The organism is Mesoterricola sediminis (assembly GCF_030295425.1).
GTDB lineage: Bacteria > Acidobacteriota > Holophagae > Holophagales > Holophagaceae > Mesoterricola > Mesoterricola sediminis.
Map to the genome: position 1 here is coordinate 3,783,681 of NZ_AP027081.1, position 19,099 is coordinate 3,802,779.

The 19,099-nt window shown below is 69.9% G+C and carries 18 protein-coding genes; 6 read left to right on the plus strand and 12 right to left on the minus strand.

Translation table 11 applies throughout. From position 1 onward, the window contains the following. Window positions 1–1,242, plus strand: coding sequence for a cell division protein FtsZ (gene ftsZ / locus R2J75_RS16405; protein ID WP_243346533.1), 1,242 nt, complete (start codon window positions 1–3; stop codon window positions 1,240–1,242). Between the two features lie 10 nt (window positions 1,243–1,252). Here ftsZ and R2J75_RS16410 read toward each other — a convergent pair whose 3' ends face one another. The 6 genes from R2J75_RS16410 to R2J75_RS16435 all read right to left on the minus strand — a co-directional run bounded on the left by R2J75_RS16410 (window position 1,253) and on the right by R2J75_RS16435 (window position 7,456). Then, window positions 1,253–1,972: a diguanylate cyclase gene (locus R2J75_RS16410; RefSeq protein WP_243346532.1), complete on the minus strand. Its 720-nt coding sequence runs from the start codon at window positions 1,970–1,972 to the stop codon at window positions 1,253–1,255. Continuing rightward, the gene (gene siaC, locus R2J75_RS16415; RefSeq protein ID WP_243329699.1) at window positions 1,969–2,379 is read right to left on the minus strand and encodes a biofilm regulation phosphoprotein SiaC; all 411 of its coding nucleotides are present in this window, start codon (window positions 2,377–2,379) and stop codon (window positions 1,969–1,971) included. Before siaC ends, R2J75_RS16410 begins: the two co-directional genes overlap by 4 nt. Beyond that, entirely contained in the window at window positions 2,376–2,915 is a 540-nt protein-coding gene (locus tag R2J75_RS16420; RefSeq protein WP_243329702.1) for a SiaB family protein kinase, read from the minus strand. The genes siaC and R2J75_RS16420 overlap by 4 nt, the downstream gene beginning before the upstream one ends. Further along, the gene (locus tag R2J75_RS16425) at window positions 2,912–4,900 is read right to left on the minus strand and encodes a SpoIIE family protein phosphatase (protein ID WP_316410635.1); all 1,989 of its coding nucleotides are present in this window, start codon (window positions 4,898–4,900) and stop codon (window positions 2,912–2,914) included. The genes R2J75_RS16420 and R2J75_RS16425 overlap by 4 nt, the downstream gene beginning before the upstream one ends. Next, entirely contained in the window at window positions 4,897–5,271 is a 375-nt protein-coding gene (locus tag R2J75_RS16430) for a PqqD family protein (RefSeq protein ID WP_243329705.1), read from the minus strand. The genes R2J75_RS16425 and R2J75_RS16430 overlap by 4 nt, the downstream gene beginning before the upstream one ends. A 64-nt stretch (window positions 5,272–5,335) precedes the next feature. Further along, window positions 5,336–7,456, minus strand: a complete 2,121-nt coding sequence (locus tag R2J75_RS16435; protein ID WP_243329706.1) for an OPT family oligopeptide transporter — start codon at window positions 7,454–7,456, stop codon at window positions 5,336–5,338. A 139-nt stretch (window positions 7,457–7,595) separates the two neighbouring features. Here R2J75_RS16435 and R2J75_RS16440 point away from each other — a divergent pair, with 139 nt between their 5' ends. The 4 genes from R2J75_RS16440 (at window position 7,596) to R2J75_RS16455 (ending at window position 11,011) form a co-directional block, all read left to right on the plus strand. Next, on the plus strand, window positions 7,596–8,351 hold the full coding sequence (locus R2J75_RS16440; RefSeq protein ID WP_243329707.1) for a TrmH family RNA methyltransferase: 756 nt from the start codon (window positions 7,596–7,598) through the stop codon (window positions 8,349–8,351). Beyond that, entirely contained in the window at window positions 8,348–9,844 is a 1,497-nt protein-coding gene (locus tag R2J75_RS16445) for a nitrilase-related carbon-nitrogen hydrolase (protein ID WP_243329708.1), read from the plus strand. Before R2J75_RS16440 ends, R2J75_RS16445 begins: the two co-directional genes overlap by 4 nt. A 15-nt stretch (window positions 9,845–9,859) precedes the next feature. After that, window positions 9,860–10,495 (plus strand): Crp/Fnr family transcriptional regulator, encoded by a 636-nt coding sequence (locus tag R2J75_RS16450; RefSeq protein ID WP_243329709.1) that lies wholly within the window; start codon window positions 9,860–9,862, stop codon window positions 10,493–10,495. 69 nt (window positions 10,496–10,564) lie between these two features. Next, the gene (locus R2J75_RS16455; RefSeq protein ID WP_279342623.1) at window positions 10,565–11,011 is read left to right on the plus strand and encodes an RrF2 family transcriptional regulator; all 447 of its coding nucleotides are present in this window, start codon (window positions 10,565–10,567) and stop codon (window positions 11,009–11,011) included. Window positions 11,012–11,168: 157 nt separating this feature from the next. Here R2J75_RS16455 and R2J75_RS16460 read toward each other — a convergent pair whose 3' ends face one another. The 6 genes from R2J75_RS16460 to R2J75_RS16485 form a co-directional block, all read right to left on the minus strand. After that, window positions 11,169–11,549 carry a ComEA family DNA-binding protein gene (locus R2J75_RS16460; protein ID WP_316410636.1) on the minus strand — a complete coding sequence of 127 codons (381 nt, stop codon included), beginning with the start codon at window positions 11,547–11,549 and terminating at the stop codon, window positions 11,169–11,171. 116 nt (window positions 11,550–11,665) lie between these two features. Further along, window positions 11,666–14,362: an OmcA/MtrC family decaheme c-type cytochrome gene (locus tag R2J75_RS16465; RefSeq protein WP_316410637.1), complete on the minus strand. Its 2,697-nt coding sequence runs from the start codon at window positions 14,360–14,362 to the stop codon at window positions 11,666–11,668. Between the two features lie 150 nt (window positions 14,363–14,512). Then, complete coding sequence (locus R2J75_RS16470; protein ID WP_243329713.1) at window positions 14,513–15,157, minus strand: hypothetical protein; 645 nt, start codon at window positions 15,155–15,157, stop codon at window positions 14,513–14,515. A 10-nt stretch (window positions 15,158–15,167) separates the two neighbouring features. Next, entirely contained in the window at window positions 15,168–15,635 is a 468-nt protein-coding gene (locus R2J75_RS16475) for a hypothetical protein (protein ID WP_243329714.1), read from the minus strand. Continuing rightward, entirely contained in the window at window positions 15,635–17,023 is a 1,389-nt protein-coding gene (locus R2J75_RS16480) for a hypothetical protein (RefSeq protein ID WP_243329717.1), read from the minus strand. The genes R2J75_RS16475 and R2J75_RS16480 overlap by 1 nt, the downstream gene beginning before the upstream one ends. 564 nt (window positions 17,024–17,587) lie before the next feature. Continuing rightward, window positions 17,588–18,046 (minus strand): 23S rRNA (pseudouridine(1915)-N(3))-methyltransferase RlmH, encoded by a 459-nt coding sequence (locus tag R2J75_RS16485; protein WP_243329719.1) that lies wholly within the window; start codon window positions 18,044–18,046, stop codon window positions 17,588–17,590. Window positions 18,047–18,111: 65 nt separating this feature from the next. On the opposite strand from R2J75_RS16485, the gene R2J75_RS16490 reads away from it, so the two are divergent. Continuing rightward, window positions 18,112–18,873 (plus strand): hypothetical protein, encoded by a 762-nt coding sequence (locus R2J75_RS16490; protein ID WP_243346525.1) that lies wholly within the window; start codon window positions 18,112–18,114, stop codon window positions 18,871–18,873. The last annotated feature ends 226 nt before the right edge of the window (window positions 18,874–19,099 follow it).

The window sequence follows — 19,099 nt, forward strand, 5'->3', positions numbered from 1 at the left end:
ATGAACGACATTCCCTTCCTTCCCAACCCCGTCCACCTCCCCGGCGCCAACATCAAGGTCGTCGGCGTGGGCGGCGCCGGCTGCAACGCCCTGGACCGCATGATCCAGAGCGGCGTCGAAGGCGTCCAGTTCATCGCCATGAACACCGACCAGCAGAGCCTCGCGCTCAGCCGGGCCCACGTGAAGATCCCCCTCGGCCCCATGTCCATGCGCGGCCTGGGCGCCGGCGGCAACGCCGAGCGCGGCGCCGTCGCGGCCGAGGAGAGCCGGGACGAGATCCTGGCCCAGCTCCAGGGCGCCGACATGGTGTTCATCACGGGCGGCATGGGCGGCGGCACCGGCACCGGCGCGGCCCCCATCGTGGCCTCCTGCGCCCGCGAGCAGGGCGCCCTCACCGTGGCCGTCGTGCTCACCCCCTTCAAGTGGGAGGGCGTGAACAAGGCCGACCGCGCCAACCAGGGCCTCGACAACCTGCGCAACACGGCCGACACCGTCATCGTCGTGTCCAACGAGAAGCTGCTCACCCTGTGCGACCGCGGGGTCAAGGCCAAGGAGGCCTACCGCGTCGCCGACGGCGTCCTCATCCAGGGCGTCCGCGGCATCACCGACCTCATCCTGCGCCCCGGCATCCTCAACGGCGACTTCGCCGACGTGGAGGCCGTGCTCCGCAACGGCCGCGAGGCCCTCATCGGCACCGGCTCCGGCCGGGGCGAGGAGGCCCTCCTGGACGCCCTCCAGCGGGCGCTGGACTGCCCCCTGCTCGAGCGCGACAACCGCGGCTCCGCCACACAGGTCATCGTCTCCGTCATGGCCGACTGGGACCGGGTCGAGCTCTCCGCCGTCGAGACGGCCATGGGCTTCCTCAGCCGCCACTACCACGGCCTGGCCGACATCAAGCTCTGCCAGGTGGAGGCCCCCGAGCTGGAGGACCGCGCCCTGGTCACCGTGCTCGCCTCCGGATTCCAGGAGCCCGAGGACGCCATCGAACCCATCCCCATGGCGGTGGTCGAGGTGCAGCCCCAGGACCGCTCCGGCTTCGCCGAGCTGCCCCGGCAGGCCTACGGGGACAGCGGCCGGGTCTACGGCGAGGCTCCCGTCCAGGCGGACGCCGTGCCCCCCCTGACCCCCACCCGCCTCCTGCCCCAGGCCCCCACCCCCAGCGGGGAGATGCCCGGCATCCAGGAGGACCTGCACGTCCCCGCCATCATCCGCATGACGCAGGGCCGCCTGCCCATCGAGTAGGCGCGGCGCCTCAGCCCCTCACGCCATTCCCGCCGGCGGCCTTGGCCTCGTACATGGCCCCGTCGGCGCGGCGCAGGAGGGCGTCCAGGTTCTCGCCCGGCTCCAGCTGGGCCACGCCCACGCTCAGGCTCACCGGCATCGCCTCGCTGCCCGAGGAGAGTTCGAGGCCGGCGGCGACCCGCACCAGCTTGTCCGCCACTTCCAGGGCCCCCGCCCGGCCCGTTCCGGGCAGGAGGACCAGGAACTCCTCCCCGCCCCAGCGGGCGCAGAGGTCGTAGCCCCGCAGAGCGTCCCGGAGGGCCTGCGCGAGGGTGTGCAGGACGCGGTCCCCGGCGGCGTGGCCGAAGGTGTCGTTGATGTGCTTGAACCGGTCCACGTCGGCCATGACGATGCACAGCTCGCCCCGGGCGCGCAGGGTCCGGGCGTGCTCCGCCTCCAGGGCCTCCAGCATGGCCCGGCGGTTGGGGATGCCGGTCAGGGGATCGGTGCGGCTGGCCACCTGCAGGGAGTCGTTCAGCTCCTTGAGCTGGATCTGGAACCCGTCGGAGATGCGGGTGATCTTGTCCATGCGCCGCAGGAGGCGCAGGTGGTCCCGGGCCAGGGCCTCCAGTTCCTCCATGAGCGGGTGGCTCCGGAAGGCCGGGTTCTCCCGCAGGGCCTCCAGCCGCGCCTTCAGGGCGACGGCCTCGGGCTCGAGGAGGGGACCCCGTTCCTCGACCGGAGCGTTCATGCGGGCTCCCCGTGGAGGGCCCGCGGCACGATCTCGAAGGGCAGGGCCAGGTCCTCCCGGAACTCCTCGGCCAGGTCCAGGGCCCGGTCGTTCTCGGGATCGTAGAACCAGACGATGCGCACCTCCCGGCCCCCGGCGTGCGCCAGTTCGAGGCCGTCCAGGAGGTCCATCATGCACTTGATGCTGCTCGTGTTCAGGTAGGTCAGTTCCAGCTCCACCCGCAGGGGGCGGTCCGGCGTTTCCAGGTAGGCGTCCACCCAGGTCAGCACGGGCGAGAAGAAGGCGAAGGCGTTCTCGGGGTACGATTCACCGGCGATGCGGAGGCAGCCGTCGCCCGCCAGGGCCTCGACGGCGGGGCTCGAGGCGGTGGCCGCGATGTGGAGGTCGTCCAGGACCGGCGCGCTCATAGGGTCACCGTCAGGGAGAAGAAGTCCAGGCCGCCGTCCCCGGAGACGAGGCGGTACTCCAGGGGGAGGCTCGCCGTGCGGGCCATGCGGATGAGACCCAGGCCGGCGCCGCCGGCGGCGGAGCCCCCGGCGTGGATCTGGGCCTTGAAGCGGGCCTTGAGGGCCTTCTGGTCGAGGGCCGCCAGGTCATCCAGGCGGGCCATCAGGGCCAGACCGTCCGCGGGGTGGACCAGGTTGCCGCACCGGACGACGTAGCGGTCTTCATGGCGGGCGATGACCAGCACGCCGTGCTGGACCCGGGAGCGGGTGGCCTCGTCCCACAGGGGGCGGTTCGCGTAGTTCGCCACGTTCTGGGCGGCCTCGATGAACACCGTGAAGACGTCCGCCATGGCCGGCTTGGCCACGGCCTCGCACTCCAGGTGGCGGCGCACGGCCTTGCCCAGCTCCTCGATGAGGCTGTGGCGGAAGGGGCCGTTGAAGCACATGAGGATGCCGTCGCCGGCGAGGTACTGGTGGATGGCGTGCAGGTCGCTCATCGGACCTCCGGAATGCGGAAGCCGAGCATCGTGATGTCGTCCCGCTGGGGATTGGCGCCCTGGTATTCCGCCAGGGCCAGGGCCAGGGCCTCGCCCTGGGCGGCCATGGGCAGGTCCCGGACCCCGAGGAGGATCCGCGCCAGGCGCCGGCGGCCGAAACCGAAGTTGTGGCGGCCCCCGTGCTGGTCGAGGATGCCGTCGGTGAAGAGGTAGACCGAGGTGCCCGCGGGCAGGTCCAGCTCCTGGCCCGTGAAGGCGAAGTCGGGGCGGCTCCGGCGGTAGCCGAGGCTGTGCGCGTCGCCGGGCAGGATCTCGGGCTCGCCGGCGCCGGGGCGGAGGATCCACAGGGGGATGCGGGCCCCGGCGAACCGGATCCGGCCGCCCACGAAGCGGAGCAGGCCCAGGTCGAGGCCGTTGTCCATGGCGCGATCCCTGCCCTCGGGGTCCTCCTGGTTCAGGAGGGTCCGGAGGGCGACGTTCATCTCCCCGAGGAGGATGGCGGGATCGGCCTCCGGGTGCCGGGCCGCGACCTGGTCGAAGGCGGCGCGGGAGGCCATGCTCATGAAGGCCCCGGGAACCCCGTGGCCGGTGCAGTCGCCCACGCCGAGGAGGAACCCGCCCTCCAGGCTCCGGAGGGTGTAGAAGTCGCCGCCCACCAGGTCCCGGGGGCGGAAGAGGAGGAAGTGGTCGGGGAGGGCCGAGCCCAGCTCCTGGGCCGTGGGCAGGGTGCGGGCCTGGATGAGGCGGGCGTAGGCCACGCTGTCGAGGATCTGGGCCCGGGAGCGCTCCAGCTCCGCGGTGCGGGCCTGCACCAGGCGCTCCAGGCCGGTGGTCACCTCGTGCACCGTCCCGGCCATGCGGTTGAACACCGCGGTGAGGCGGCCCAGTTCGTCGTCCCGCTCCACGGGCAGGGCGACGTCGTAGTGGCCGGAGGCCACCTCCCCGGCGGACGCCGTCAGCCGGGCCAGGGGGATCAGGACGGTGCGGTTCAGGAACCAGGAGGCCAGGGCGACCGTCGCCAGGAAGCCGAGGGCCAGGACGGCGAGGATGGGGAGGAAGCGCCGCACCCCGATGACCTGGGAGGGATCCACGAGGGTGACGGTGGCCCAGCCGATCTCGGGCATGGGCAGGGCCGCCACCAGCTGGCGCTTGCCGCCCAGGCGGAGCACGAAGGTCTCCCGGGGGGAGCCCCCCTTCATGAGGCGGTCCAGGCGCTCCTTCAGGAGGGCCCGGTCTGCGTCGGTCTCCAGGAGCTGGTAGAAGGTCGTGCGCCGGGCCTCGTCCTTGATGCCCGCATTGCGGGCCATGAGGGCCTCGTCGGGATGGGCCTGGAGGATGCCCTTGGCGTCCACCATGATCGTCGTGGCCCCGCGGTCGCCGCTGCGGACGATGTCCCGCACGAATTCCGACAGGTCCATGCCGGTGCCCGCCATGCCGATGCGGCGGCCCCCGTCCTTCACGAGGACGTTGATCCAGACCTTGTAGAGGCCGAGGGCCACGTCCGAATCCACGTTGAGCTCGAAATCCCGGCCCCGGTCCATGCCGTCGAAGAACCAGCGGTCGTTGACGTTGGCGGGGTCCAGGGTCTGGAAGGGCGCCTTGGCCGGCCCGCGGTCGTCCCCGCCGAAGTAGTGGTGGCGGGTGGCTGCGGCGACGAGGAAGCAGCTCCGGTCGGCGAAGGTCCGGCGGTAGGCCTCCAGCTCCGCCAGGCCCGCGGCGCGGACGCGGGGATCCTGGTCGCCCAGGCAGAGGGCCCGGATGGTGCCCTCCCCGGCCATCTTCCGGGCCAGGGCGGCCTCCCGCATGACGGGTCCCATGAACCTTTCTTTATCAAGCTGGGCGTGGGTGATGGCGTAGCGCCGGGCGAAGGCCCGGGACAGGCCCCGGGCGGCCCAGAGGAAGGCCAGCAGACAGAGGACCCCCACCCCCAGGTAGACGCTGAGCAGGGTGAGGATGGACCGGGCCTTCAGGCTGCGCACGTTCATGACTCCAGTATACGAGTGGCCGCGGGGATCGTCGGCGTTTCAAGGCGCACGAAGCGCCCGGAGACCAGGTGATGGAGGAAGGCCACCGCCCGCTCCTCCACGGGCTCCGCTTCGGGGCCCAGGCCCGCGCGGACCGCCTCGACGACCTCGCGAACGGTCCTCCGCCCGTCGATGGCGTCCCAGATGAAGGAGCCCCGCACGTCCAGGCGGACCCGGAAGTGGGGCTTCGGCAGGCGCTTCTGGAGCCAGGCCAGGCGCGGGCTCGTGAACTTGGGGCGGAGGAGCACGGCCCGCCCGTCCTCCAGGCGCTCGCAGGCCACGGCCTGGACGGGCACGAGGGCCATGAACGCATCGAGGGACAGGCCCGCCATGGGTGCCTCCGGACAAAGGGCGCGGGTCCCGGCTGGCCGGGACCCGCGCGCAGGCAGGACAGGATCAGAAGTTGGCGCTGGGGGGCGCGGGCTCGTCGGCCTCGCCGGCGTGGGCGAGGGGCAGCCGCACCAGGTAGATCCCGATGGCGACCAGGATGGCGAGGCTCACCAGGAAGGTGATCCGGGCCGGATCCGCGAAGATCGTGTACTTCACCTCGAAGAAGGTGAGGGCCGCGAAGGCCAGGCCCACGAGGGCCTCGCCCGCGATCAGGCCCGCCGAGACGAGGACGCCGGTGTTCTCCACCCGCACCTTCTGGGCCTCGTTGAGGCCCCGCTTCTCGGCGATCATGTCCACGATGCCCTTGACGCAGCCGCCCAGGAAGATGGCGAAGGTCGTGCCCAGGGGCAGATACATGCCGACGCTGACGAGCATCGGGCTGCGGACCTGCATGAGGATGAAGGCGAAGCCCATGAGCATGCCCACGATGATGAGGGGCCAGGCCATCTTGCCCTCGACGATGCCCTTGCTGAGCATGGCCATGAGGCCCGCCTGCGGGGCGGGGATGTTGGGGCTGCCGAAGCCGGCGTCGAGCTGCATGACGACCTTCTTCTGGTCGGCGGGGAGCTGGCGGAGCTGCTCGATGGTGTAGGTCTGCTCGCCGTAGGTGACGGACTTGATGTTCTGCTTCTCGAGCTGGACGATCTGGGCCTCGCCGACCTTCTTGATGTCGCCCTCGTGGAGGATCATCAGGGGGAGGAAGAGCACGGCCGCGGCCAGGCCCACGCCGAGGATGTCGCCCACCTGCATGCGCCAGGGGGTGCCGCCCAGGATGTAGCCGACCTTGAGGTCCTGCAGCATCTCGCCGGCGACGGCGGTCGCCACGCAGGCGATGGCCGCCACGCCGAGCACGGCGGCGACGCCGGCCTGGCCCTTGACGCCCAGGGCCACCATGATGATGGCGGTCACCACCAGGGCCGACAGGGTCAGGCCCGAGATGGGGTTGTTGCTCGAGCCCATGATGCCGACCAGGTAGCCGGAGATGGCCGAGAAGAAGAAGCCGACGATGACCATCACGAGGGCGGCCACGACGGAGACCATGAAGGTCAGGTGGAAGACCTGCCAGGTGATGAGGAAGGTGGCCACGGCGGCGCCCACGATGCCCATCAGGACCCAGGTGAAGGGCAGGTCCTGGTTGACGCGGTCGATGGAGCCCTCGCCGGCGGCGGCCTTCTTCACGTCGGAGACGGAGCGGGCCAGGCCGGTGGTGAGGCTCTTGCGCATGCGGAAGAGGGTGTAGCCGGCGCCCACGAGCATGCCGCCGATGGCGATGGGCCGCACGATGAACTTCCAGACGGCGGCGGACAGGGCGAACCAGTCGGCCTTGGTGGCCTCGGCCGGCATGGCGTAGGGGGCGATGAAGTAGATGATCAGGGGGACCATGAGGCCCCAGGCCAGGATGCCGCCCGCGAAGTTCAGGGCGCCCAGCTTGGGCCCGATGATGTAGCCGACGCCCATGTAGGCGGGGCTGATGCCGGGGGCGGTGAGGTAGATGCCGCCCTTGGCCAGGGCGGCCTTGCCCTTGCCGATGAGGGTGAAGGCGTTCTCCTTGAAGTAGACGAACTCCTGCCAGAAGCTGCTGAAGAGCTGCACCTGGACGAGGGCCTGGATGGCGGCGCCCACGCCCATGGCGGTGAACAGGATCTTCGTGCCGCCGCCGCCCTTGGCGCCGGCCTTGTGGATCTCGGCCGCGGCCACGCTCTCGGGGTAGGGCAGCTCGGCGTCCTCCACCATCACGCGGCGGAGGAGGGCGACGAACATGATGCCCAGGGTGCCGCCCACGAACATGATGGCCGTGGAGGTGAGGTAGTTGGCGGCCGAGAAGAACTTCGGCCAGATGCCGGAGATGACGAAGGCCGGGATCGTGAAGATGGCGCCGGCGGCGACGGACTCGCCGATGCTGCCGACGGTCCGGCCCATGTTCTCCTCGAGGATCGTGCCCTTCATGAGCTTGATGAGGGCCATGGAGATCACGGCGGCCGGGTACGTGGCGGCGATCGTCATGCCGGCCTTGAGGCCCAGGTACGCGTTCGCGGCCCCGAGGACGACGGCCAGGACGAGGCCGATGAGGACGGCCCTGAGGGAGAATTCCCTCAGGTTCTGGTCCGATGAGACATACGGTTGCATTCCTTCCCCCCTGAATGAGGCATTTGTTGGACCGGTTCGGCCCGGCCTACCATTGGACGTTGTCTTGATTCTGCCTTGTTACGGCCGTGCGTCCTATGGTTTCCTTCAAGCTGGGTGCGTCCGCATGGAAAAAGAGAATTTGATCACTAGCCGGGCGAATCCCAGATACCGGGACCTCCGCGACCGGATCTCCCAGGGGGGTGCCCGCCGGTCCCACACCCTGCTGCTGGGCGCCAAGCTCATCGAGGCCTGGGCGGCGGCCCCCCACGCCTCCCGGCTCGAACCGGAACTGTGGCTGCGCCTGGAGGGGGCCGCGCCCCACCCCCTGGAGGCGGGGCTCGGCCTGCCCGCCCTCGTCCTCGGCGAGACCCTGATGCGGGACCTGGCGGACGCGGGGAGCCCCCCGGACCAGGCCCTCCTGGCCCGCCTCCGGCCGGACCCCGAGGGGCCCCTTCCCGACCGGGTCATCGTCCCCTGGGGGATCCAGGACCCCGGCAACCTGGGGGCCATCCTGCGCAGCGCCGCCGCCTTCGGCTTCGGGGAGGCCCTCCTGGGCCCCGGCTGCGCCGACCCCTTCGCCCCCCGGGCCCTGCGCGGCTCCATGGGGGCCGCCTTCCTCATGCCCCTCCGCCGCGTCCCGCGGCTGGAGCCCGACGGCGCGGCCTGGCTCGCCCTGGACGGCGGCGAGGGCGCCCTGCCCCTGGCCGAAGCCCCCCTGGAGGGCCCCCTGCGGCTCCTCGTGGGCAACGAGGGGCACGGCTTCCGGGGCGCGGACCTGCCCCCGGGCCTCATCCGGGTGGCCATCCCCACCCGGGGGGTGGAGAGCCTGAACGCCGCCGTCGCCGCGGGCATCGCCTGCCACGAGACGGCCCGCCGCCGGGGGTTCCGGCCGTGAGGGGCCTCCGCGACGCGGCCCTGGTGGCCCTGGCCTACCTGCTGGCGAACCGCTTTCCCGCGCCCTCCGGATGGGGCTACGCCGAGGCCGCGGGCGCCTTCCTCCTGCCCGCGGCGGCCTTCGCGGCCCTGGGCCGGGGCCGCCGGGCGGGATGGATCTTCCTGGGGTTCCTGGCCGGCACCGCCGGGGGGTTCCACTGGGTGCCCGAGGTGATGCGCAGCAAGGGGGGCCTGCCCTGGGCCGGGGCCCTGGGCGCCGGGTTCCTCTTCTGGGGCTACGAGGCCGCGGGGCTCCTGGCGGTCACCCTCCTGGGGCGGCTCGCCCTGCGCCGGGGCCCCGCCGCCGGCGCCCTCGCGGCGGCCGCCGGCATCGTCCTGTGGCAGGCCTTCGCGTTCCACATCTACGATTTCAGCTTCGGGGCCTCCCTGGGCGGAGTGCCCTGGATGGCCCGGGGCGCCGCCTTCCTGGGCACCCACGGGCTGGCCGCCCTCCTCTGGGGCCTGGGCGCCTGGAGCGGGTTCCAGGCCGCCGCGGGCGCCCCCTGGCGGCGGCGCCTCACGGCCCCCTGCCTCCTCCTGGCCCTCCTGGCCGGGCTCGGCGGGGCGTGGCGCCTGCTGCCCCGCGGCCCGGAGCACCGCCTCGACGTGGTGATGGTGCAGCCGGGGTATCCCCCCGGCGTCCGGCTCCCCCTCATGGAGGCGGACATGTGGCGCCGCACCGACGCGGCCCTCCGCGCCGCGTCCCTGCCCCGTCCGGAGCGGGCCACCCTGGTGCTCTGGCCCGAGAGCGCCGTCCTCGGCCGCGACGACCGGCTGGCCTCCGACCGCCTCCGGGAGGAGGCCCGCCGGCGCGGAGTGGCCTGGCTCTACGGCACCGAGGGCGGCCCCTTCAACCTGGTGCGGGGCGAGGCCGCGGGCCGGCCCGCCTTCGTCCAGGCCAAGGTCCTCCCCATGCCCTTCGGCGAGCGCATGCCCGGGCCCGCCCCCGTGCGGGCCTGGCTCGACGCCCAGCTGGGATTCTATTCCGCCGAACCCGGCGACCTGGGCCCCGGCTCCAGCTTCGCCTTCCCCGCCCCCGGCGGCCTCCTGAAGGCCCACCCCCTCATCTGCAGCGAGGCCCTGGTGGAGACCCGCGTGGCCCGCGGCCTGGCCCTGGCCGGCGGCGATCTCCTCACCAACCACACCAACGACGGCTGGTTCGACCGGAGCCCCGCCACCGACCTCCACGCGGCCCAGGTCCGCCTGCGGGCGGTGGAGACCGGCCTCCCCCTCCTCCGGGCCACCCTGACCGGCAAGTCGGGCCTTTTCCGGGCCGACGGGAGCTGGGAGCTCTGGGGCGGCCCCATGACCGAAGCCGCCTACGCCTTCCCCCTGGCGTGGCGCCCTGTGGCCACCCCGGCCCGGGCGCCCTGGCTCGTCCCGGCCCTCCTCGCCCTCCTCGGCGCCGCCCTGGCCGCGGCCCTGGTCCTCCCGGCGCGCGGACCCGCCCGCTGATGGCAGAATGGCAGCATGGACACCCCGGTCTGGTACCAAGCCCCCCTCTTCCGCACCCTGGCGGCCCCCCAGCGTGAGCGCCTCGCGCGCATCGTGACCACCCGGACCCTCGAACCCGAGGCCATGCTGTTCATGGAGCAGGATCCCTGCACCGGCTTCTACGTCCTCGTCGAGGGGGCGATCCAGCTCACCCGGAGCAGTTCCGTTCCCGGGGCCCACCCCACCCTGGCCGTGGTCACCCCCGTCAACAGCTTCGCCGAGGCTGCGCTCTTCGGAGGCGAGGCCTTCCCGGCCACGGCCACGGCCGTGAAGCCCTCCCGGGTCGTCCACTTCCCCAAGGCGGCCTTCCTCGGCGCCATGCGGGAGGACCCGGACCTGGCCCTGGCCATCATCCACGCCCAGACCCTCTGGCTCCGGCGCCTGATCCAGAAGGTGGAGCAGCTGACGGCCTCCGACAGCTCGGACCGCCTCCGGTCCTGGGTGGAGGAATATGTGCCCCGGGGGGGGAGCTTCGTGCTTCCCGTCACAAAGAAGACGCTGGCCGCCCAGCTCGGGATGACCCCCGAGACCCTGTCCCGGGGACTGCGATCCATGCAGGACGAGGGTCTGCTGGAAGTCAAGGGCCGGGTGCTGCGCCGGGGCCGGTCCTAGGCCCCCTGCATTTTTTTTAATTGAATTTTAATCCGACAAACCTATCCTGAATTAGACCTTGGATTCGATATGCTTTTCTCGACTGCCACCGGATACGCACTCAGGGCCCTGGCGGCCATGCCAGAGGATGGCACGTACAGCCTCGCCAAGGACCTGGCCTCGCACCTCAGCCTGCCTGGCCCCTACCTGGCCAAGATCCTCCAGTCCCTGGCCCAGGAGGGCATCCTCCATTCGGTGCGCGGGCCCCGGGGCGGCTTCCGCCTGGCCAGGCCGGCCCACCGCATCACCGTGGGCGAGGTCGTCGAGGCCCTCGAGGGCATCGAGACGATGTCGGGCTGCGTGATGGGCTTCGCCCAGTGCGACAACCACGACAACCCCTGCCCCCTCCACAAGGCCTGGAACGAGGTCAAGGCGCACATGGACGCGTCCATGACCCACGTGACCATCCGGGACCTGCAGATCCTGGACCTGCAGCACCACCGGGAGCACCGGGAACTGGCGACGGTCCGCCGCTAACACGGGCCGCCAGAAGTCCTTCCTCGGAAGCCTGTTCGACGCCGTGCGTCGAGCAGGCTTCCGAGGCAAAGCGAGGCAGGTTCGCCTTCAAGCCTTGGCCGGGACAGGCCGGATGGCCGCCAGGGCCTTCCGGGCCTCCGCCCCGGGGGCGGGCCGGCTACTTCTTCGGGGCGGGCTTGGCGGGGGCCTTCAGGTCCTGGCCGCAGACGATGAGGCCGCGGACGGCGTCGTAGTCCTTCCGCTGGAAGCCGCTGCGGGTGATGAGTTCCGCATTGGTCTTGTAGGGGCGGTCGCGGAGGATGCGGTCGACCAGGGTGGGGGTCATGCCCTTCACCTTCAGGATCTGCTCCCGGCTCGCCTTGTTGATGTCCACCCGCTTCTCGTAGGGGATCTTCTTGGGCGCCTTGCGGGGCTTCGCCTGCTTGGTGGTTTTCTTGTGCACCGGCGCCCGGGGAGCCTCCTCCTCCTGGGCGATGGCGGGCGCGGCGGCGAAGAGGGCGAGGGTGGCGGCGAGGAGGAGCTGGGGGAATCGGGTCATGCGGGATCTCCGTCACGATGGTGCCTGAAAAAGATAACCCGGATGCGGGGCACCCGGGTCATCCCTGTTCGTGGATCAACGCGCCGGGGCGGGCAGGGCCCGCCCCGGCCTGGACATCACTTGAAGGTCATGTGGACCGTGCGGACGTCGGCGGTCTTGCCGGAGGCGTGGCACAGGGCGCACTGCTCGACCTTCAGGAGCGCGGTGGCGCGGGCTTCGTAGAAGGCGCCGCCGTTCGTCTTGTAGTGGGCGATGGCGACGGGGGTGTCGTGGCAGCCGGCGCAGGCGGCGACCATCGGGGAGTTCACCAGCGTGGTGCTGGCGGCATCCGTGTAGTTGGTCGTGGCGGCGGTGGCCAGGTTCGTGGAGTAGCCGCTGCCGTAGGCGGTGTTGGCGGCCACGAAGGGGCTGTAGTAGGTGCCGGGGACGGTCTCGGTGCCGGTCACGATCGCGTTGATCGTGGCAGGGGTCGTGCCGGTGGCCACGGTGCTCCACAGCAGGTTGGGCAGGGCGTTGGCGCTGGCGGTGTTCTGGAAGTCATAGGACCCCGGAACGTGGCAGGCTTCGCAGTTGTTCAGGATGGCGGGGTACTCGACCTGCCAGTAGTAGTCGCCGGCGGAGACTTCCCAGCTGAACTTGTTGACCCGCTTGCCGGCGCCGTGGATGGCGTGGATGGCGTCCTTGATGTTCACGGACCAGCCGCTGTTGACGCGGTTCACGTTGTGGCAGAACACGCAGGTGGGGGCGTCGTTGCGCTGGCCGGCGTGGTAGACCTTCTCGGTGAACACGCCCAGGGCGGCGTGGCACTCGTTGCACTTGGCGTTGCTGACGATGGCACGGCGAGCGGCCACCTGGGTGGACAGCAGGGTGCTGGAGGTGGCGCCCATCTTGTAGACGTTGGGCGCGGGGACGGACAGGCCGCCCTGCCGCTTGCCCTCGACGTTGTAGGCGTAGCCGGCAACGTTGGTCTGGGTCAGGGGCTGGGTGGAGGTGAGGCCGTAGGTGTAGCCGATGCCGCCGGTGACCATGGTGGCGGTGGTGGGGATCTTCACCCCGGTCATGGTGAGGGTGTAGTAGCCGTTGGTGTCGGGGCCGGTGAGGGTGCCCGCGGCGGTGCCGGTGGCGGTGCCGTTCCAGACGTTCTTGAAGTAGGTGCTGGCGGTGGCGTTGTAGTCGGCGGGGGTGGCGATGCCGTCCTGCGGCAGGGCCATGGCGACGTAGAAGCTGGGGCCGCCCACGAAGTTGTCCCAGAACTCGGTCTTGCCGGTGGCGCTGTAGGTGTTGAAGTCAGCGCGCTGGCCGTCCTGGAGGAAGCGGAACACGAACACCGGCTGGCTGCTGGCGTTCAGGGTGAAGCTCTTCAGGTCCCAGGTGGGCTTGATGGCGCCGGCGGGCAGGTTGCTGGTGATGCCGGCCACGTAGGACGCGTTGGTGTTGGCGTTGGTGCCGCCCAGCCAGGTGTTGTTGGGGTTGGGGGGAACGACGGCCACGTGGTAGACGGTGGCGATGTCGCTGGCGCTGTGGCACTGGGAGCAGTACTTGTCGTCGGAGGCGGAGCCGCCGGGGTGGTTCGTGCCGAGGACCCAGTCGATGCTGTCGTGGCAGGCGCCGCAGGCGTTACGGCCGGGGTTGGTCTTCCAGCGGTCGCCCTGGGCGGACTTGGAGCCGTCGTGGCACTGCACGCAGTTCCGGTGGTCCATCGGGTAGGTGGTCTCGTTGAAGGCGATGCCGGCGTAGTTGTAGCCGGTCTTGCTCAGGATCTCGCCGGCGTGCAGCCGGTGGATGAACTGGGGCATGTTGCCCACGGCCTGGTTCGCGATCTTGTTGGTGCTGCCGGTGTAGCCGCCGGTGGTGGTGGTCGCCTCGGCGTTCCCGTACTTCCGCTGGTCGGTGTGGCAGATCGAGCAGTAGTTGGGATCCCAGCGGCTGCCGCCATGGAAGGTGCTCAGGCGGGTGTGGCAGTCGTTGCAGGCCTGGGTGGTGGTGATGGTGCGGCCCGCGTCGGTCGCCGTGATGGCGGCGCCGGTCTTGGGGATGAAGTCGTAGGTGGCGTTGACGGGAACCTTGAGGTTCACGGCGCTCTGGGCGGACGTGGAGCCGTCGGCGGTGTTGCTGCCGGTGCCGCGGAAGGCGCCCGCGATCTGCAGGGAGACGCGGTGGGTCAGGGTGTCGACGTAGGTCACGTCGCCGAGGTCGGCGCGGACGTTGTTGCCGGTGTAGGTGGCGGCGTCGAGGATGCCCTGGGCCTTGGTGATGTCGCGGCGGAACGTGTAGACGTAGCTGCCGTCGCCGTTGTCAACCAGGGTGCCGATGCTGTCGGTGGTGGGCTTGGTCGGGCCGGCGGCCGTGGTGGTCGTCGGGTTGGACGTGACGATGTAGTTCATCCACTGGCCGCTGCCGTCGGCGCCCACCACCAGCTTGGCGATGGAGAGGGCGACGTTGGGGTAGCTGGCGTAGAGGGCCGTGGCGGACTTGGAGGTCCAGCCCAGGCCGGTCACGGGGGTGCCGTTGGCGTCCGTCACCTTGAAGGTCACGACGGGCTGGCCGTTCACGACGGCGGCCTTGGTGATCGTGCCGGTGAGGGCGAGGTTGGCCCACTGGTCCTGGGTCATGTTGGCGACGTTGGCGGTCGGGGTGGTCCCGTTGGTGCCGTTCGTGCCGTTGGTCCCGTTGGTGCCGTTGGTGCCGTTGCTGCCGTTCTGGCCGGCGGGGCCGGCGGCGCCGGTATCACCCTTCTCACCACGGCAGCCGACGAGGGCGAGGGCGATGACCGCGCTGGCGGCCAGGGCGCCCAACCTCTTCAGAGGTTTCATTTCCATGCTTTTTCCTCCTTGTTGAAAACGCATGATTGTTTCAATTGCGATGGAACTGCAGATCGGGATGTCGGGGATCATTCAAGTCGGGCACCTCCCTTGGGGGCTCAGCGTGCGATGGGGTTCGCAGGGTTGTTGGAAGCCGTCGGACTAGAGATTCGTGGTGTGGCAGAGGGTGCCGTTGAAGCAGCCCGGGGTGGTGCCCGCTGCCGCGGGGGGTTTGGGGGTGATGGAGGAGTGGGCGCCCAGGGCGTGGCACTTGGCGCATTCGGCCGCATTGCTGGGGTCGGTGCGGTCGTGGTTCGGGTTGCTGGGCGAGACGCCGCTGACCCAGGGCTTCGCGGGGTGCGGGGCCGTGGTGTGGCAGGCGGTGCAGGCGGGGGTGATGCCCACCGGGTTCGTGTACTGGTCCCCGTGGCAGCGGGTGCAGGCCACGAAGCTGGTGCGGAGCAGCCCGGTCAGCCCGTTGTCCTTGGGCTGCGCGCCGAGGCGCCCGTGCTGGCTGGCCTGGGCCCAGTCGGCGGGGTGGTGGGGGCCGTCGGGGTGGTGGCAGCCGAAGCAGCTGACCTTGGAGGTGCCGCCGGCCTGGGTCTTGTCCGTGGTGGAGCCGTGGCAGGGCTTGCAGCTGTCGGGGTTCATCAGGTAGTCCTTCCAGTGGGAGGACTGCCAGGTGGCGGGGTGCTGGCCGGTGGTCGGGTTCAGGGACGGCGCGTTGGTGGCGCTGGTGGAACAGCCCCAGAAGACCAGGGCCGCCGCCGCCGTGAGGAGGGTTTTGGCAATCAGACGCTGGTTCATGACGGGACCTCTACCGGTGGCAAGCACTGCACTTCTCGTTGTTGGCGCGGCCATGGCACTTGTAGCAGCCCGTGGGATCGATCTTCCCGTCGATGCGGTGCATGGTCAGGTAGCCGCCGCGGTGCGGGGAGACCCGGTCGGGACGGTTGCCCAGCTTGGTGGAGGCGGGCATGACGGTCTTGCCGCCGTGGCAGTCGGCGCAGAAGGACTGGGCGTGGCAGGTGGCGCACGTCGTGGCGTCCTGGGTGGCCTGGACCTTGTGGTCCTTGGCGAAGGCGGCCGTGTGGTTCAGGGACGCGTAGGTCTTCTGCGTGCTCTTCACCACTTCGGTGCCGTGGCACTCGGAGCAGGTGGGGCGCCCGTTGGGGAGCTCCTGGGGGTGGGTGCGGGCGAAGCTGGCTTCGGGAGAGACGAGGGCGCAGGCCGACATGATCCCGAGGCCGAGGGCGGCCGCGAGGAGGAGGATCTTCTTGTGCATCACTTGCCTCCCTTGAGGGCGAAGCCGAAGCGGTACTCGGCCCGGAGGAGGCCCATGACCTGCTTCTTGTAGAGGGCGGTGTCCTCGACGCTCAGATCCCCGGAGACCTTGAAGGACTTGGCGGCCTGGTAGCCCACGGAGCCCACGATGGCGGACTGGATGGCCTTGCCGTTGAGGGCGGGGTTGAGGGCGGCGTCCGTGAAGTGCAGCCGGATGCCGTCGAGGCTGGCCGAGAAGGGACCCTTCTCGTACATCACCCAGCCGCGCATCTCGCTGTGGCTGAGGCTGTAGGCCGGGGTGACGGAGTCGACGAGCGTCACGCGGAAGGCGACGGTCTTGTGGTAGGCGCCGCCGAACACGAGGTTGGCAGCGGGCACGTTCAGGCGGCCCTCGAGGCCGGCCCGGGTGGTGTACCCGTAGACTTCGCGCTCCGTGTGGCGCAGGTCCGCCGTCAGGGTGAGGGCGGAGACCGGCGCGTAGGTGACGGCGCCGCTGGTGGCGGTGTAGGTGCCCCGCTCGTTCTGGTTGAAGAGGGAGGGGAGCGTGCCGCCGGCGTAGTAGGAGTAGAAGTTGCGCTGGACGTAGCCGCCGGTGGCGGAGAGGTTCTCGAGGATGTGGAAGGTGCCCCGGAATTCCTGCTCGGCGACGCGCTTGCGGTCCTCGCCGGGGGCGGCGGCGGGATGGTTGGCCACGTCGAACACGGTGCGGCCCGTGAAGTCGAAGAAGGCCACCGGCGCCAGGGTCAGGTCGACGCCCACCTGGCGGCGGGAGTAGTCGACGGTGCGGGGGGTGGCCACGTCCAGGTCCTTGGCCGCGTTGGAGCCGTCCTGGAGGTAGGAGACGCCCAGCTCGCCCATGCGGGGGATCCGGTAGGACAGGCGGGCACCGGCCAGGAAGTTCTTCTGGAAGGTGATGTCGGCCTGGGGCAGGACGCCGTAGTTCTTGTAGATGACGGGAATGCCGCCGAAGGCCGAGATGGCGAAGCCGCCCTTGAGGTCCGTGCGGGCGTAGACGCCGTCCAGCTGCTCCACGCCCGTGGTGCCGAAGGCGGTGATGCGGCCGGCCTTGATCTGGCCGTTGGCCTGGGCGAAGTCGTACTGGAGGTACCCGTAGGTGAGGTCCCCGGCGGACTTCCCGCCGAGGGCGGACTGGTCCTTCAGGTCGGTGCGGCCCCAGCCGTACAGATGGAGGGAGAGGGCGTCCGTCCCCAGCTTCGTCGCGTCGATGCCGAGGAACTCGGTGACGGGGGCGTAGGTGGCCTTGTCGAAGCCGGGGGTGTCCGTCTTCCACATCTGGGCCATCGTGGTGCTGTACACGTTGACGTCCTGGGCGAACGCCGCCGCGGGGACCAGGGCGGCCAGGAGGGCCAGGTGAATTCGCTGTTTCATGACTGGCCTCCAGCCGCAATCCGCCGCAACGGAGCGGTCGGCAAGACCATGGGTCGCGTGCGCATCGAGGGCCTCCTCCACGGGAAATGAAAGGTGAGATTTCCGATCAAAAATGGGAACGCGGAAAACCAGACGTCTGGCTCCGAAGATCTGTTTTGAAGAATGCTAGTAAGCCTGCCGGGGGGCCGCAAGCCACGAATAAATCCGACGAATTCGCTCTGCTATCGCGAAATCGGGCCCTTTTCCCCCGCCCTCGCGACGTTTCAAATCGGACATTCATCTCCGACATAAAACAGATTCTATGGTCCTTATTATGAAATTTCCGGCACGTTGCGTGCGGGGGAGCGACCAATGATCCAGTTTCCAAAAGGTTCCCGGGAATCTCAAAAAAATTTTCATGCTCCGAAACCCACGGATACCGAGTCTCTGGATCCGGCGCCCGATCCAGGCTTCCCCTTGCGGGTCAGTCGGAAGCGGGGATTGATGTCCCAAAAAAATCATATATAAAGTTTTTATTAAATTTCAGAACCCCGGGACCGAAATCCGCCGGTCGGGTGACCGCCGTCACTTGTGGTACGGTCCGCCCTTCAGGATCGTGAAGGCCCGGTAGAGCTGTTCCAGGAAGAGCACCCGGCTGAGGTCGTGGGGGAAGGTCATGGGGGAGAGGCTCAGCTGCTCCCGCACCTCCCCCTTGAGCGCCGGGTCCAGCCCGTGGCTGGACCCGATGGCGAAGGCGAGGCTCTCGCCCCGGTCCATCCGGACCCCGAGCCAGCGGGCGAAGTCCTCGGAGGTCCGGGCGGGCCCTTCCGCGCACAGGAGGACGGGACAGCGGATGCCTTCCAGACGGGCCCGGATGCGCTCGGCCTCTTCCTTGAGCTGGCGGGCCGCATCGCCCCGCCCCTCCGGAAGCTCGTCCACGTCCAGGCGGGCATGGGCCTTGAGCAGCGTGCGGTAGTGCTGGTCCAGATCGCGGATCGGCCCGGTCTTCGGACGTCCGACGGTGATGAGGCGGATGGGGTACAAGGGAATCCCGTTTGAAAAGGCGATCAATACCTCCCATAATCTAGCGGTTCCGATGAGGAGGTCCCATGAATTTGAAGAACCTGTGCCTACCCGCCCTCGCAGGCCTTGCCCTCTTGGTCGGCTGCGATTCCAAGCCAGCGGACAGTGTGCCCAAGACGGCGCCGATGGCCGCCAAGGAGGCCCATGCCCTGCTGCCCCACCTGAAGTACATCGGGGTGCGCAAGGACCTGCAGGACGTGGCGGTCATCGCCCCCCAGGACCTGGCCGGCCTGTACGGCAACGCCTGGTGGTTCCACAAGCACGCCGGCAGCATGGACCTGAGCCTCACCGCCGAGGAGATCAAGGCCCTGGGCGCCGATGAGATCAAGGCCATGGGCTACATCGCCCCCGGCGTCAGCATGGCCTCCCTGCAGGCCGCCATGGACAAGCTCAGCGCCAAGCAGATCCCGGCCCTCCCGGCCGAGATGCAGGGCCTCGACGTCCTGAAGCTCGACCAGGTCCCCACCGACGAGAAGGACAAGACCAAGGCCAAGGACTTCGCCGCCCTCAACGGCCCCCAGCTCCGCGCCCTTTACAACACCGGCCTCTACCGCCTCATCAAGGGCGTTCCTGAAGCGCTCTGGGGCGAGATCGCCGTCATGAAGAGCACCCCCAATCCCAAGAACACCCAGGAGACCGCGCTGCTCCTCGGCCTCCAGGGCAAGCCCATCATGGAGCTCACCGCCCGCCAGAAGGCTGACGGCACCCAGAGCATCATCTACATCCACTACCTCGTCCAGCCCAAGGTCCTCGCCAAGGCCGCCGCGCAGATGGCCGAGAAGAAGTAGTCTCCCTTCCGTTCCAGGGGCCCGACTGTCACAGGTTCATGACCTGATCCGACCGCCGGGCCCTTGGTGCATCCGCGTCCCAGTGAGCAAAGTCACGTACTTGCCAGGCGCGGGTTTCCGGCCGAACCAAGGGAGTATAGTCATCGGCGTCAGGCCGTCACGCCTGGATCCCATGCCCGCCTGAGTGGCGTCCCTCCCACCTTCCATCCCTTCCACCAAGGAGTTG